The sequence below is a fragment of the Streptomyces sp. DSM 106670 genome (genome assembly GCF_055792845.1).
Genome location: NZ_CM147704.1, coordinates 1826428 through 1839908 on the forward strand (window position 1 = coordinate 1826428; position 13481 = coordinate 1839908).

Here is a 13481-nt window from a genome sequence, read left to right on the forward strand (position 1 = left end):
GTTGGGCGCGGCACGGTCAGATGCGGACGCCGAACTGGAAGGTGCCCATGTAGTCCATCGACTCGTAGCGGACGACGGTGCCCGGCTTCGGGGCGTGCAGGATCTGGTTGTTGCCGGCGTAGAAGCCGACGTGCGACAGGCCGTTGAAGAAGACCAGGTCGCCCGGCTTGAGCTGGCTGCGGCCGATCCTCGTGCCGTCGTTCTGCTGGGTGTACGTGGTCCGGCTGATGCCGACACCGGCCTGGGCGAAGGCCCACTGCGTCAGCCCGGAGCAGTCGTAGGAGTTGGGGCCGGAGCCGCCGGAGACGTACGGCTTGCCGAGCTGGGTGGCGGCCGCGCTGAGGGCGGCGGCGCCACGGCCGGACGCGGGGGCCTCGTTGCCGAGTTCGACCCGGTCGCTGGCGGCGCGGCTGGCGCGCTGCTCCTCCTGCTGCATCTTGGCCCGCTCGGCCTGGGTCAGCGTGTTGAGGAGCTGCTGGGCGTCGGCCAGCTTGCCCTGGTACTTCTTCTTGTTCTCGCCGAGCGCCTTGCGGACGTCGGCGAGGTCGCCGAGCTTGTCCTGGGCTTCCTTGCGCTGCTGGGCGAGGGTGCGCTGCTTGGACTGGATCTTCTGCAGCGCTTCCGTCTGCTTGACCGTCAGCTGGTCCAGCGCGGAGGCCTGGTCGAGGAAGCTGTCCGGGTCCGAGGCGAGGAAGAGGGCCACCGAGGGGTCGATGCCGCCGGAGCGGTACTGCGCGGTGGCTATCGAACCGAGTTCGCCGCGCAGCGTGTTGAGCTCGGCCTGACCGCGGGCGACCTTGTCCTGGAGCGCGTCGACTTCCTTCTTCAGGTTGTCCTGCTGCTCCTTGGCCCCGTTGTACTTCTCGGTGGCCGCCTCGGCCTCGTGGTAGAGCTTGTCGACCTTCGCCTTGACTTCGCTCTTGCTCGGCTTGGGGTCGGCGTGGGCGGCCTGGGAGGTCAGGGCCACGGCCGCGGCGGCGGTCGCGGTGAGCACGGTCACGCGGGTGCGGCTCGGCTGCTTGGGACGACGGTGGGACGCCACGAAGGCGAGCTCCTTCTTCCTCAGAGCCGCCTACCGGGCTTGTGGGGGAAAGATTCCCCGGCTCCGTGCACATGACGGACTCGGCGGTTCCTTCGCCGTCACCCCCAATGGGTGATCAACCGTGCGAAGGTTCGAGGCCTGACCCTAGTGACCATCTTGTGATCAGTTCAAATCCTCACAGGATTTTTCTCGTCACACCAGGCACTTCTTTACTCTCACCCCACCGCGTGTAGCGGTGACTTGACGGTACGTTCCCAGAAATCCGGCATGTCACACATGCCGTGCAAATCTCTCTAGACGCGCGAAAGGCGCTTGAGGAGCATGACGGACGCGACCGGTCGCGCCCCAGCCTTCGCCACACCGTCCGCCACCTCGCGGTCGGTGGAGACGACGACCACGGGCCGCCCCGGCGGTTCCGCGCGGGCCAGTTGACGGATCACCTCGTCCGCCGTGACGCCGGGCTTGCTGAACAGCACCCGTACGCCTCTCGGCGGGGCGAGCAGCACCGGAGCGGCCAGTTCGGCCCCGTCGAAGACACAGGTCATCTCCGCGCCGGTCTGCGCCGCGAGCACCGAGAGACCGCCCAGCAGCCGCAACCGCTGCTTCTCCAGCGGCATCTGCGGATAGCCGGTCTTGGTGACGTTGTAGCCGTCCACGATGAGGTGCGCCTGCGGCAGCGCCAGCAGCTGGTCGAGAAGGGCCGGATCGGTCTCCGAAAGAGCGCGCGCGGCAATGTCCTTGGGCGACATCCGGCCCGGCTCCAGCGCGTCCACGGTGTCGGCGGGATGGGTGGTCGCCGGGGGCAGCGCCAGCTCGCGGCGCAGCCCCGAGGCCGCGTCCAGCACGGTGTCCAGGAGCAGCCGCAGCCGCATGTCCTCCACCGAGCGGCCCTCGCGGGCGGCCCGCCGGCTCGCCTCCAGGGCCGCCTCGGCCTCCCCCAGCCGCCCCTTGAGCCGCCGCGACTCGCTCTCCACGGCGGAGAGCTGGGCGGCCGCGTCGGCCCGTACGGTGTCGGTCTCGGCGGCGCTGCGGCGCAGGGCGGCCTCGCCGCGCTTCACCTCGCTGAGCGCGCTGCGCAGCTTGCGGTGCAGCGACTCGGCCTCCTTGCGGGCCGCCTCCAGCTCGGTGCGCAGTCGTTCGGTCTCGGTACGGGTGTGGGCGCGGGCCCGCTCCAGCTCCTCGCGCAGCTGCTCCAGTTCGCGCCGGGTCTCCTCGTCCGCCCGTTCCGCGTCGGCGCGCTGGACCTCCTCGCCGGCCGCCTCGACCAGCTTGACCCAGCCGGCCGGGCGCAGCACATAGGCGGCCGCGGCCACGTCGAGGGGATCGGCGGCAGCGGGCGGCGAACCCGCCTCCAGCGCGCCGGTCAGCTCGGGCTGGGACTGGGCCAGCCGTTCACCGATGCGCTGCCGGAAGAGGGCGTCGCTCTCCAGCGCTGCGGCCATCGCGTTCCCGGCGAACTTGGCCCGCCGGGTCGGGGTGAACCGGGCGTACTGCCGCAGCTGGGCGGGCAGTTCGGAGACGGTCAGTCCGCCGAAGGCGTCCGAGACCAGCGCGACGACCCGCCGTCGCACACCCTCGGGCAGCGGACGGCCGAGCGCCTCTGCACCGCCGTCGGCCTCATCGGCCGGTCCGGCGCCGCTGGTCGGCTGATCCACCGTCCGTCACCCCATAGATATGTCGAAGGGTGCGCTCCCTCAGGAAGCGGCACCCGGCCTGTCCACCAGTTCGATCTGATCCACCGCGTTGCACCAACGACAGCGGACCGACTCGATGGTCTCACTGACGACCTCCCGCTCCTCGACACTCGACTCACCGGCCAGGTCGAGGTGCACGTACTCCACGACCTTGGAGGAACGGGTCACGTCGAAGCGCGTGAGGTTGCCGCACAGGGTGCAGCGCCAGCGGGTCGAGTCGGTCGGCAGGGGAACCGTCGTCATCGTTGCGTCCTCTTTCGTCGTCTCCAGGAGCCCGCGCCGGGCGCGCCGCCGCGACTCCACCTGTCTACGTCAAGGATCTCGCGGTGCGCCGTCGAACTGCGGAAGTCCTGGCGTAACCCTACGGCCTCGCGTATAGGCATCGGCACGGCGAGGCGCTCCGTCCCGTTCTCCGCCGGTACGTCATGCTCTGTACATGATCGAGTGGCGGCAGGCCGACTGGCGGACCACGGCGGGGAGGATCCGGGACGCGGCGGCGTCGAGCGGCGCCCCGGTCACGTACGGACTGATCGGCGTCTGCGGCGTGGTCTTCCTGATCAGCCCGCTCTCCGGGTTCGGCGGCGCCGCCCACCGGAGCGAGGACGCGCTGCTCGCCGCGCAGGCCGGGTACTTCGAGCGGTGGGGGGTGATCCCGGCGGAGCTGTGGGAGGGCTCCGCGCACGCCCTGATCACGCCGTTCACCGCGCTGTTCGTGCACGGCAGCTGGCTGCACCTGCTGGGCAACCTGCTGTTCCTGTACGTGTTCGGCGCGATGGCCGAGGAGCGCATGGGCCGGGTGCAGTTCGCGCTGTTCTACGTGGGCTGCGGCTATGTGGCGCTGGTCTGCTACGCGGCGGCGCACGCGGACTCCGGGCAGACGCTGGTCGGGGCGTCCGGCGCGATCTCCGCGGTGCTCGGCGCGTTCCTCTACCTCTTCCCGAAGACCCGGGTGACCAGCCTGTTCCCGTTCCTCTTCTTCCTGCCGCTGCGCTTTCCCGCCTGGATCGTGCTGGTCTTCTGGTTCGCCCTCCAGTGGGCGGCGGCGCAGGGCGCGGACGCCGGGCCGGGAGTGGCGTATCTGGCCCATGTGGCCGGGTTCGCGGTCGGGTTCCTGTACGCGTGGGTGCGTTATGGGCGGAGAGCTAGAGTGAAGGTTCCAGCCACCGAGGGAGACAGTCAGCCGTGATCACCGCGATCGTGCTCATCAAGACCAGCGTGGACCGGATTCCGGAGATCGCCGAGGCCATCGCCGCGCTGGACAGCGTCAGCGAGGTCTTCTCCGTCACCGGCACCTACGACCTGATCGCCATGGTCCGGGTCGCCCGGCACGACGACCTCGCCGATGTCATCCCCGGCCGGATCAGCAAGATCCCGGGCGTCGAGGGCACCGACACCCATGTGGCGTTCCGTACGTACTCCCAGCACGACCTGGAAGCGGCCTTCGCCATCGGCCTCGACGCGTAGGGCCTCGGCACACTTCGGCCGGGGACGGGCTCGCTGCCCGTCCCCGGCCGAAGTGGTTTCCGGGCCTCAGACCTGCGCGGCCTCGCCGCGGTCCGGGACGCAGCGGCCGTCCTCGGTGCGGTACTTCCACTGGGCGCCCTCGCGGACCAGCTCGGTCACCGCGCGCAGGAACCGGTCGATGTGCTCGTCGGGCGTACCGGCGCCGAAGCTGACGCGGATCGCGTTGAGCGAGCGCTCGCCCGGCTCGGCCTCGGGGGCGCCGCACTCGCCCGGGTCCTGCGGGTCGCTGCCGAGCAGGGTGCGCACCAGCGGGTGGGCGCAGAACAGACCGTCGCGGACGCCGATGCCGTACTCGGCGGAGAGCGCGGCGGCGAAGTGCGAGCTGTTCCAGCCGCGCACCACGAAGGAGATGACGCCGACCCGGGGCGCGTCGTCGCCGAACAGCGAGAGCACCTGCACCTCGGGCACCGCGGCCAGACCCTCACGGACCCGGCCCACCAGCTCCTGCTCCCGGGCGACCAGGGAGTCGAAGCCCGCCTCGGTCAGGGCCTTGCAGGCGGAGGCGATGGAGTAGACGCCGATGACGTTGGGCGAACCGGCCTCGTGACGGGCGGCCGTGGTGTGCCAGTCGACGTCCACACCGCCGTCGGCGCGCCGGGCGACCTTGCGGGAGGCGCCGCCGCCGGCGAGGTACGGCTCGGCCGCCCGGAGCCAGTCGGCGCGGCCGGCCAGGACCCCGGAGCCGAAGGGCGCGTACAGCTTGTGGCCGGAGAACGCGACCCAGTCGACGTCCAGTTCGGCGATGTCCACCGGGTGGTGCGGGGCGAGCTGGGCGGCGTCCAGGACGATGCGGGCGCCGTGCGCGTGGGCGGCGGCGGCCAGTTCCCGCACCGGCCACAGCTCACCGGTCACATTGGAGGCGCCGGTGACGCAGACGAGGGCCGGGCCGTAGGGGTCGCGGGCGGCGAGCGCGCGCTCCAGCGTCTCGACGGCCTGGGCCGGAGTGCGGGGCGCGTTGAGGTAGGTGACCTGGGCGTCGCGCCAGGGCAGCAGGGAGGCGTGGTGCTCGGTCTCGTACACGAAGACCTGGCAGTCGGCGGGGATCGCGGCGGCCAGCAGATTGAGGGAGTCGGTGGTGGAGCGGGTGAAGACCACCTGGTCCTCGGCGCGGCAGCCGAGGAACTCCGCGACCGTGCGGCGGCTGTTCTCGAAGAGGTCGGTGGAGAGCTGCGAGAGGTAGCCGGCGCCGCGGTGGACGCTGCCGTAGTACGGGGCGTACGCGGCGACGTCGTCCCAGACCCGCTGGAGGGCCGGGGCGCTGGCGGCGTAGTCGAGCGCGGCGTAGGTGACCTCACCGCCGGTGACGAGCGGAACGGTGACGTCCTGCCCCAGAACGGGCAGCGGGGCACAAACCGACGGGTCGAGGGCAGCGGTGGAGACAGACATGGCGAACTCCCGTAACAGGCAGGCGAAATCCACGCGCCCGCGGATACGCGACGACGCGGAGAAGGAAGGAAAAAAGGTGCGCTGAAGAAGGGCGGTCAGCACAGGGCACGGAAAAGCCCTGGGACGAGCCCTAACGCATTCGCTTGCTCACAGAAGGCTCCCTAGGGACCAGGACCCCGGGGGCTGGCATCCGCTGGATGCCGAGGGGCCCGCGCTTGCCGCAGACCTCGCTGCCTACGGCCTGGTCTTCACCCGGGGCACCCCGCCACGGACGGAGGGTTGCCGGACAGCGGGCCGGGGCCGTAGTCGCTGTCACTCATGACCTGCGCAGCATCTTGCCATACCTGTGCACACGCGCAAGGGCGCAGTCCGGCATCCGGACTGCGCCCTGCGTCACACCGTGTCCGCCTGGGACTCCGCTCAGGCGTTGCTGGCCGCGATCCAGCGCTCCAGAGCACGCTTGGCGGCTCCGGAGTCGATGGCCTCGGCCGCCACCGCGATCTTCGCCGCCAGTTGCTCGGCCAGCGGGCCGGCGCCCGGGTCCAGGGCGACCAGGGCGGCCGCCGAGTTGAGCAGCACCGCCTCCCGTACCGCACCGCTCTCGCCGTCCAGCAGGCGGCGGGCCACATCGGCGTTGTACGAGGCGTCGGCGCCGCGCAGCGCCTCGACGGGCACGATGGGCAGCCCGACGTCGCGCGGGTCGAAGGCCTCCTCGCGGACCGCGCCGTCGCGGACCACCCAGACCCGGGAGGTGGCGGTGGTGGTCAGCTCGTCGAGCCCGTCGTCGCCGCGGAAGACCAGCGCGGAGTTGCCCCGGTCGGCGAGCACGCCCGCGACGATGGGCGCCATCCGGGCGTCGGCGACGCCGACCGCCTGGGCGCGCACCTGGGCCGGGTTGGTGAGGGGGCCCAGGATGTTGAACGTGGTCTGCGCGCCGAGCTCCTTGCGGGCCTTGGCGGCGTACCGCAGGGCGGGGTGGAACTTCACGGCGAAGCAGAAGGTGATGCCCGCCGCCTCGGCGACCTCGACGACCCGCTGCGGGGTCAGCTCCAGGTTGACGCCGAGCTTCTCCAGTACGTCGGAGGAGCCGCTCGCGGAGGAGGCCGCGCGGTTGCCGTGCTTGACGACCTTGGCGCCGGTGCCGGCGATGACGATCGCGGACATGGTCGAGATGTTGACCGTCTTGGCGAGGTCGCCGCCGGTGCCGACGATGTCGACGGTGCGGCCGGGCACCTGGATGGTGTTGGCGTGGGCGTACATCGCGCGGACGAGTCCGGTGACCTCGTCGACGGTCTCGCCCTTGGCCCGCAGCGCGACGGCGAACCCGGCGATCTGCGCGTCGGTGGCCTCGCCGCTCATGATGCGGTCCATGGCCCAGGCGGTCTCGTCGGAGCTGAGGTTCTCGCCGCGCAGCAGGGGGTTCAGCAGGCCGGGCCAGGAGTGGGCCGCCACGCTGTCGCCGCCGTTCGGGGTCACAACGTTCATGGTCCGCTCCAGGGTCCACAGCCGGTCAGAAGGATCGGCTCCACCCTATCCAGCCGGGAGGACCGCGAAGAGCCCCGTCCATCGAATGGACGGGGCTCTCGCGGTGGCGATCAGGTCAGCTGATCAGTGGTGGCTGTGGCTCTCGGTGATCTCCTTGTACTCCTCGGGGGTCGCCTTGGGGATCTGGTTCCCGTCGGCGAAGTACCCCTTGCTGAGCTTGGCGCGCAGCTTCTGTACCGGGGAGATCTTGCGCTTGACGCCGTTCTCGTCGACCGCGGGGCCGAGTTCGAGCGGCGTGTACTGCTCGTGCGCCGTGAGCGTGTGCAGCTGCCCCTGGCTGAGCGGCTCGTGGATCTCGACGAACTCACCGTGCGGCAGGCGCTTGATGATGCCGGTCTCGCGACCGTGCAGCACCTTCTCCTTGTCGCGGCGCTGGAGGCCGAGGCAGATCCGCTTGGTGACGATGAACGCGATGACCGGTCCGGCGAAGAAGAAGATCCGGACGAACCAGGTGATCGAGTTGATCGACAGGTGGAAGTGCGTGGCCCACAGGTCGTTTCCACCGCCGACGAGGCCGACGAAGTACGCCGTGATCCAGGCGACGCCGAACGCGGTACGCGTCGGGGCGTTGCGCGGGCGGTCCAGGATGTGGTGCTCGCGCTTGTCGCCGGTGATCCAGGACTCGATGAACGGGTAGAGCGCGATGACACCGAGCACCAGACCGAAGGCGACCAGCGGGATGAACACGCCCAGGACGAGCGTGTGGCCCCACAGGTTGATCTCCCAGCCCGGCATCACACGGACCAGACCCTCGGCGAAGCCCATGTACCAGTCGGGCTGGGCGCCGGTGGACACCTGGTCGACCCGGTACGGGCCGATCCCCCAGATCGGGTTGATCGTGGCGATGGCCGAGATGGCCGCGATGACGCCGAAGACGAGGAAGAAGAACCCTCCGGCCTTCGCCATGTACACGGGCAGCAGCGGCATGCCGACGACGTTCTTGTTGGTCCGGCCGGGACCCGCGAACTGCGTGTGCTTGTGGTAGAAGACCAGGATCAGGTGGGCCACCAGCAGGCCGAGCATGATGCCCGGCAGCAGCAGGATGTGGATCGAGTAGAACCGGGCCACGAAGTCGTGGCCGGGGAACTCGCCGCCGAACAGGAACATCGAGATGTACGTACCGACGATCGGCACGGACAGGATCGCGCCCTGGGTGAAGCGGACACCCGTACCGGAGAGCAGGTCGTCCGGGAGGGAGTAGCCGGTGAACCCGGTGAACATGCCGAGCACGAACAGCAGGAAGCCGAAGAGCCAGTTGATCTCGCGCGGCTTGCGGAAGGCGCCCGTGAAGAAGACGCGCATCATGTGCACGAACATGCCGGCCAGGAAGATCAGCGCGGCCCAGTGGTGGATCTGCCGGACGAGCAGACCGCCGCGGACCTCGAAGCTGATCTTCAGGGTCGAGGCGTAGGCCTCGGACATCCGGATGCCCTGCATGGGCTCGTACGGACCGTGGTAGACGATCTCGCCCATGCTCGGCTGGAAGAACAGCGTCAGATACACACCCGTGAGGATGATGATGATGAAGCTGTAGAGGCAGACCTCACCGAGCATGAAGGACCAGTGGTCCGGGAAGATCTTGCGCATGTTGGCCTTGGCCAGGCCGTAGATGCCCAGCCGGCCGTCCGCCCAGTCGGCCACCCGCTCGCCGGCCGGAGCCTTGCGCCCGCTCACCGGTTCGGCGCCGGAGGGGTTGTTTGTCGCAGTACTCATCCGCGCTCCCAGAAGGCAGCACCGACGGGCTCGTCGAAGTCGCCGAGCGCCTCGAGGTTGCCCTCGCTGTTGACACCGATCCGCAGCTGCGGAAGGGGGTGGCCGGCCGGACCGAAGATGACGCGAGCGCCGTCGGAGAGGTCGAAGGTGGACTGGTGGCACGGGCAGAGCACGTGGTGCGTCTGCTGCTCGTACAGGCTGATCGGGCAGCCGACGTGGGTGCAGATCTTGGAGAACGCGACGATGCCCTCGTGGGCCCAGTCACGCTGGCGCTTGTCCTTGATGTCGTCCGGCTCGATGCGGACGATCATCAGGGCGGCCTTGCCCATCTGCGTCTGGAAGTCGTGAGACTCCGGGTCGAGCCCCTCGGGCATGGCGAAGGCCAGCGACCCGACGGTGATGTGCTCGGGGCGCAGCGGCTTCATCGTGTTCATGTTGATGAGCTGCTTGCCCTCCGCCCAGAGGGTGTTGCGGAGCTTCTTCTCCGGCAGCGGACCGAGGTCGCGCAGCAGGACCACACCGGAGAGCGGCACCAGGGCCAGCGCACCGAACATGGTGTTGCGGATCAGCTTGCGACGGCCGATCGCGGACTCCTCGGCGCCGGCCGCGAAGTCGGCCATGACCTGGGCCTTGACCTCGGGCTCCGCCTCGATCGGGTGCCGGTCGGCGGCGACCTCGACGTCGGACATCAGGGTGCGCGCCCAGTGGACGGCGCCCGCTCCGATGAAGAAGAGCGCCGCGCCCAGGGTGAGACCCAGGGAGAAGTTGAGCGCGCTCACATGGCCGAAGGGCCAGATGTAGACGATCTTGTCCACCGGGAAGATGACGTAGGAGGCGATGAAGCCCACCGTCGCCAGCATCGAGAGGGTGAACATGAACGCGACGGCGCGCTCCGAGCGGTTCGCGGCGCGTTCGTCGAGGTCCTGGATGCGCGGCTGGTGGGCCGGCAGTCCCGGGTCGGCGAACGGGTCGTCCGTACCCTCGACCGCGCCGTGCGCGGTCTCCTGCACCACGGGCAGGCTGTCTTCTGGAATCTGTTGGCTACTCATGACTTCTTGGCCTTAGCGGTGTGGGCCGCGACCCAAACGGCGACTGCGACGAGCGCGCCGAGTCCGAAGATCCAGGCGAACAGACCTTCGCTGACCGGACCGAGACCGCCGAGGGCCAGGCCGCCGGGGCTCTCCGTCTCGTCACCGTTCACGGACTCGATGTACGCGATGATGTCCTTCTTCTCCTGCTCCGGCATCGTCGTGTCGGGGAAGGAGGGCATGCTCTGCGGGCCGGTCTGCATGGCCTCGTAGATGTGCTTCGGGCTCACGCCTTCGAGGTCGGGGGCGTACTTGCCCTCCGTCAGGGCCCCGCCCTTACCGGTGAAGTTGTGGCACTGGGCGCAGTTGGTGCGGAACAGCTCGCCACCGTTGGCGACGTTCGCGCCCGACGGGTCGACCTGCTTGTCGGTCGGCGTGACCGGACCGGCGCCGAGCGACGCGATGTACGCCGCCAGCTGGTCGATCTCCGCCTGGGTGTAGATGACCTTCTTCTTCGGTACCTGGGCGCCCGGCTGCTGCGCGGGCATACGGCCCGTACCGACCTGGAAGTCGACGGCGGCGGAGCCCACGCCCACGAGGGACGGCCCGTCGGTGGTGCCCTGACCGCCGGTTCCGTGGCAGCTGGCGCAGCCTACGGCGTAGAGCTTCTTGCCCTCTTCGATGGCGAGGGACTGGGCGGTTTCATCGGCCTGCGCCTTGCCCGCAGGCGCAAACGCGGCGTACAGCCCCCCGGTGGCCGCCAGCGCGAGGAGTAGTACGACGACCGCCGCCAGCGGATGGCGTCGTCGTGCGGAGAGCTTTTTCACGGATTACCCCGGTGTCAGGATCTTCTGCGTCGATGGTGGGCGGGTGCGAGCCCGGGTTACTTGATCATGTAGATCGTTGCGAACAGGCCGATCCATACGACATCGACGAAGTGCCAGTAGTAGGACACGACGATGGCGGCGGTGGCCTGATCGTGGGTGAACCTCTTGGCCGCGTACGTTCTGCCGAGGACCAGCAGGAAGGCGATGAGACCGCCTGTCACGTGCAGACCGTGGAAGCCGGTGGTCAGGTAGAACACCGAGCCGTAGGGGTCGGACGAGAGGGAGAGCCCCGCGTCCTTGACCAGCTCGGTGTACTCCAGGACCTGGCCGCCGATGAAGATCGCACCCATCACGAACGTGATGATGAACCAGGTGCGGAGCTTCTTCACATCGCCCCGCTCGGCGGCGAAGACGCCGAGCTGGCAGGTGAGTGAGGAGAGCACCAGGATCGTGGTGTTCGTCGCCGAGAACGGGAAGTTCAGATGGCCGGCCATCTCCTTCCAGTAATCGGGTCCCATCACCGATCGCAGGGTGAAGTACATCGCGAAGAGGGCCGCGAAGAACATCAGCTCGGAACTCAACCAGATGATGGTTCCGACGCTGGTGAGGTTCGGCCGATTGACCGACGGGTGCGCGTGCCCGGTTTCTACTGTCGTTGCTGTCGCCACGACCGACATTATGTCGGTCGCTTATCCCGCCCTCACCCCGGGGGGTGCCGTTCGGTGTGTCCGTACCGTCTGCAGGGGTCCTGCCCTGCGCCGAACGGCCCATCGAATCGTCGTCATTACCGGTGCTGACGGCCGGTCGGGCGGAGTACGATCCGCGCATCGGTTCATGCCCCGAGAGCCCCGACGACGTCGATGTCACGGAGGAACAATGCAGGCGACCGCCACGGTCCTGGTCTACAGCGACGACGCCAACATCCGCGAGCAGGTGAGGCTGGCAGCCGGTCGCAGGCCTGCCGCGGACGTTCCACCGGTGAAGTTCCTGGAGTGCGCGACGCTCCCGGCCGTCCTGAAGGCGCTGGACGGCGGCGGCGTCGACGTCTGCGTGCTGGACGGGGAGACGGCCCCCGTCGGCGGCATGGGCGTCTGCCGCCAGATCAAGGACGAGATCTTCCGCTGCCCGCCGGTGCTCCTGCTGATCGGCCGCCCGCAGGACGCGTGGCTGGCCACCTGGAGCCGTGCGGACGCCGCTGTGACGCTCCCGGTGGACCCGGTGGAGTTCGCCGACGCGCTGGCGGCGCTGCTGCGCCACCGGCTCGCCGTGGAGGCCTGAGCGGCCCCTGTGCCCCGCTGAGGGCCGTTCCGCGCAGCGGGGCACTATCCGGCCCGGGTCAGACGTGGGGACGCAGTCGGGCGGCCTGGAGGGTCTGCGGGCTGTCCGGCGCCCCTTCGTTCAGGGCGCTGCCCTTCTGCCACTTCTCCCAGGAGAGGTTCCAGTCGCCGAACCCGTTGCCGAACGGGTCCATGTCCTCGCCGGCGCTGCCGACGACCTTGACGATGTCGCCCTCGCGCACGGTGTCGAAGAACCACTCGGCGTTGCCGGTGCTCATGCCGGTGCAGCCGTGGCTGACGTTGGCGTTGCCCTGGGAGCCCGTGGACCAGGGGGCGGCGTGGACGTACTCGCCGCTCCAGGTCACCCGGGTGGCCCAGTAGACCGGCAGGTCGTACGACTCCGATGAGCCGGCCGCGATGCCGATGCTCTCGCCGCGCATACGGACGAACTGCTCCTTGGCGAGGACCACCTTGACCCCGTTGCGGGTGGAGAAGCCGGGCTTGCCGGTGGTGACCGGAATGGTGTTGATCACTTCTCCGTTGCGGTACACCGTCATGGAGTGGTCCGAGGCGTCGGTGACGGCCTCGATCCGGTCGCCCGTGGTGAGCTTCAGGGGCTTGGCCTCGGCGCCGTAGAGGGCGTTGGTCACCTTGATGCCCGCCAGGTTGGAGCGCACCTCGATGGTGGCGTTCGCGGGCCAGTACTCCTTCGGACGGAAGTGCAGTTTCTTGTCGTCGACCCAGTACCAGGAGCCGGTGACCGCCGGGGTGGAGCGGACCTTCAGGGCGCGCTCGACGGTGGCCCGGGCCGCCTTGTCGGTGATCGGAGCGCTGAGTTCCGCCGTGATGGGCTGTCCGACGCCGTAGGTGCCCGCCTCCGGGCCGAAGGCGACCTTCAGCAGCTTCTTGGGCGAGGAGGTGCCGAAGGAGAGCGTACGGACGCCTGGGGCGCCGTCGCTGTTCTCGGTGGAGACCCTGACGGTGTATCCGGTGCCGGCCGCGAGCGGGGCGGTGGAGCGCCAGCGCTTCCCGTCCGCGGAGAGCTCCCCCGCGAGGTGGCGGCCGCCGGTGTCCACGGCGCTGACGTCGGTGATGCGCCCGTCGTCACCCTTGACGGTGACTTCCAGGGGCTTGTCGGGGTCGGCCTTCTCCTTCTTGGAGGGGCCGTTGAAGGAGACCTGGTCGCCCGCGTCGTAAGGCTTCGTCGAGAGCGGGTGGCCGTCGGGTGAGCCACAGGCGGTCGCACCCGCGGCGAGGGTCACGACCAGCAGGGTGCAGCTCACTACGGTGCGGATGCGAGGCGTGTGGTTCATGCCGTCCACGCTATGAAGGTTCATCCGTTCCAGCGCGTTCAGTGACTCCGAACGAGCGAAAGGCCCGCGTCGCCTTCGGCGATGCGGGCCTTTCGTGGTGTAGCACATGTCACCGCCGGCGCGGTGGCACGG

Annotated in this window: 13 protein-coding genes and 1 riboswitch; of the genes, 3 read left to right on the top strand and 10 right to left on the bottom strand. The window is 69.5% G+C overall.

Translation table 11 applies throughout. The features are described from left to right. Positions 1 to 16: 16 nt before the first annotated feature. The 3 genes from ACSMXR_RS08000 to ACSMXR_RS08010 form a co-directional block, all read right to left on the bottom strand. On the bottom strand, positions 17 to 1042 hold the full coding sequence (locus ACSMXR_RS08000) for a C40 family peptidase (protein ID WP_381848702.1): 1026 nt from the start codon (positions 1040 to 1042) through the stop codon (positions 17 to 19). 293 nt (positions 1043 to 1335) lie between these two features. Then, positions 1336 to 2697 (bottom strand): NYN domain-containing protein, encoded by a 1362-nt coding sequence (locus tag ACSMXR_RS08005; protein WP_137232720.1) that lies wholly within the window; start codon positions 2695 to 2697, stop codon positions 1336 to 1338. Between the two features lie 39 nt (positions 2698 to 2736). Beyond that, complete coding sequence (locus tag ACSMXR_RS08010; protein WP_003969643.1) at positions 2737 to 2979, bottom strand: hypothetical protein; 243 nt, start codon at positions 2977 to 2979, stop codon at positions 2737 to 2739. 193 nt (positions 2980 to 3172) lie between these two features. On the opposite strand from ACSMXR_RS08010, the gene ACSMXR_RS08015 reads away from it, so the two are divergent. Both ACSMXR_RS08015 and ACSMXR_RS08020 read left to right on the top strand, forming a co-directional pair. Beyond that, positions 3173 to 3922: a rhomboid family intramembrane serine protease gene (locus ACSMXR_RS08015; protein WP_137232721.1), complete on the top strand. Its 750-nt coding sequence runs from the start codon at positions 3173 to 3175 to the stop codon at positions 3920 to 3922. Next, positions 3919 to 4200, top strand: coding sequence for an Lrp/AsnC family transcriptional regulator (locus tag ACSMXR_RS08020; RefSeq protein WP_003969641.1), 282 nt, complete (start codon positions 3919 to 3921; stop codon positions 4198 to 4200). Before ACSMXR_RS08015 ends, ACSMXR_RS08020 begins: the two co-directional genes overlap by 4 nt. Before the next feature lie 66 nt (positions 4201 to 4266). Here the strand turns inward: ACSMXR_RS08020 and ACSMXR_RS08025 are convergent, their stop codons facing one another. From ACSMXR_RS08025 to ctaE, 6 genes are all read right to left on the bottom strand, one after another. Continuing rightward, complete coding sequence (locus tag ACSMXR_RS08025) at positions 4267 to 5646, bottom strand: aminotransferase class V-fold PLP-dependent enzyme (protein ID WP_473171498.1); 1380 nt, start codon at positions 5644 to 5646, stop codon at positions 4267 to 4269. Between the two features lie 206 nt (positions 5647 to 5852). Beyond that, positions 5853 to 5970: riboswitch (SAM riboswitch) on the bottom strand. A 96-nt stretch (positions 5971 to 6066) separates the two neighbouring features. Then, entirely contained in the window at positions 6067 to 7131 is a 1065-nt protein-coding gene (gene trpD, locus ACSMXR_RS08030; protein WP_137232723.1) for an anthranilate phosphoribosyltransferase, read from the bottom strand. 123 nt (positions 7132 to 7254) lie between these two features. After that, positions 7255 to 8904, bottom strand: coding sequence for a cytochrome bc1 complex cytochrome b subunit (qcrB, locus tag ACSMXR_RS08035; protein WP_137232724.1), 1650 nt, complete (start codon positions 8902 to 8904; stop codon positions 7255 to 7257). Beyond that, the gene (qcrA, locus tag ACSMXR_RS08040; protein ID WP_137232725.1) at positions 8901 to 9953 is read right to left on the bottom strand and encodes a cytochrome bc1 complex Rieske iron-sulfur subunit; all 1053 of its coding nucleotides are present in this window, start codon (positions 9951 to 9953) and stop codon (positions 8901 to 8903) included. The genes qcrB and qcrA overlap by 4 nt, the downstream gene beginning before the upstream one ends. Further along, positions 9950 to 10759: a cytochrome bc1 complex diheme cytochrome c subunit gene (qcrC, locus tag ACSMXR_RS08045; RefSeq protein WP_137232726.1), complete on the bottom strand. Its 810-nt coding sequence runs from the start codon at positions 10757 to 10759 to the stop codon at positions 9950 to 9952. Before qcrC ends, qcrA begins: the two co-directional genes overlap by 4 nt. Positions 10760 to 10815: 56 nt before the next feature. After that, complete coding sequence (ctaE, locus tag ACSMXR_RS08050) at positions 10816 to 11436, bottom strand: aa3-type cytochrome oxidase subunit III (protein ID WP_030086558.1); 621 nt, start codon at positions 11434 to 11436, stop codon at positions 10816 to 10818. A gap of 199 nt (positions 11437 to 11635) precedes the next feature. Between ctaE and ACSMXR_RS08055 the strand changes: the two genes are divergently transcribed. After that, positions 11636 to 12037 carry a DNA-binding transcriptional response regulator gene (locus tag ACSMXR_RS08055; protein ID WP_137232727.1) on the top strand — a complete coding sequence of 134 codons (402 nt, stop codon included), beginning with the start codon at positions 11636 to 11638 and terminating at the stop codon, positions 12035 to 12037. A 58-nt stretch (positions 12038 to 12095) separates the two neighbouring features. On the opposite strand, the gene ACSMXR_RS08060 is transcribed toward ACSMXR_RS08055, so the two are convergent. Next, positions 12096 to 13349 carry a L,D-transpeptidase gene (locus tag ACSMXR_RS08060; RefSeq protein WP_137232728.1) on the bottom strand — a complete coding sequence of 418 codons (1254 nt, stop codon included), beginning with the start codon at positions 13347 to 13349 and terminating at the stop codon, positions 12096 to 12098. Positions 13350 to 13481 lie beyond the last annotated feature (132 nt).

What these genes read in the sequence shown, in the direction of transcription:
- ACSMXR_RS08060 (WP_137232728.1), bottom strand. Translation starts at nt 13,349, where the DNA reads ATGAACCACACGCCTCGCATCCGCACCGTAGTGAGCTGCACCCTGCTG.
- ctaE (WP_030086558.1), bottom strand. Translation starts at nt 11,436, where the DNA reads ATGTCGGTCGTGGCGACAGCAACGACAGTAGAAACCGGGCACGCGCAC.
- ACSMXR_RS08055 (WP_137232727.1), top strand. Translation starts at nt 11,636, where the DNA reads ATGCAGGCGACCGCCACGGTCCTGGTCTACAGCGACGACGCCAACATC.
- ACSMXR_RS08015 (WP_137232721.1), top strand. Translation starts at nt 3,173, where the DNA reads ATGATCGAGTGGCGGCAGGCCGACTGGCGGACCACGGCGGGGAGGATC.
- trpD (WP_137232723.1), bottom strand. Translation starts at nt 7,131, where the DNA reads ATGAACGTTGTGACCCCGAACGGCGGCGACAGCGTGGCGGCCCACTCC.
- qcrB (WP_137232724.1), bottom strand. Translation starts at nt 8,904, where the DNA reads ATGAGTACTGCGACAAACAACCCCTCCGGCGCCGAACCGGTGAGCGGG.
- ACSMXR_RS08025 (WP_473171498.1), bottom strand. Translation starts at nt 5,646, where the DNA reads ATGTCTGTCTCCACCGCTGCCCTCGACCCGTCGGTTTGTGCCCCGCTG.
- ACSMXR_RS08010 (WP_003969643.1), bottom strand. Translation starts at nt 2,979, where the DNA reads ATGACGACGGTTCCCCTGCCGACCGACTCGACCCGCTGGCGCTGCACC.
- qcrA (WP_137232725.1), bottom strand. Translation starts at nt 9,953, where the DNA reads ATGAGTAGCCAACAGATTCCAGAAGACAGCCTGCCCGTGGTGCAGGAG.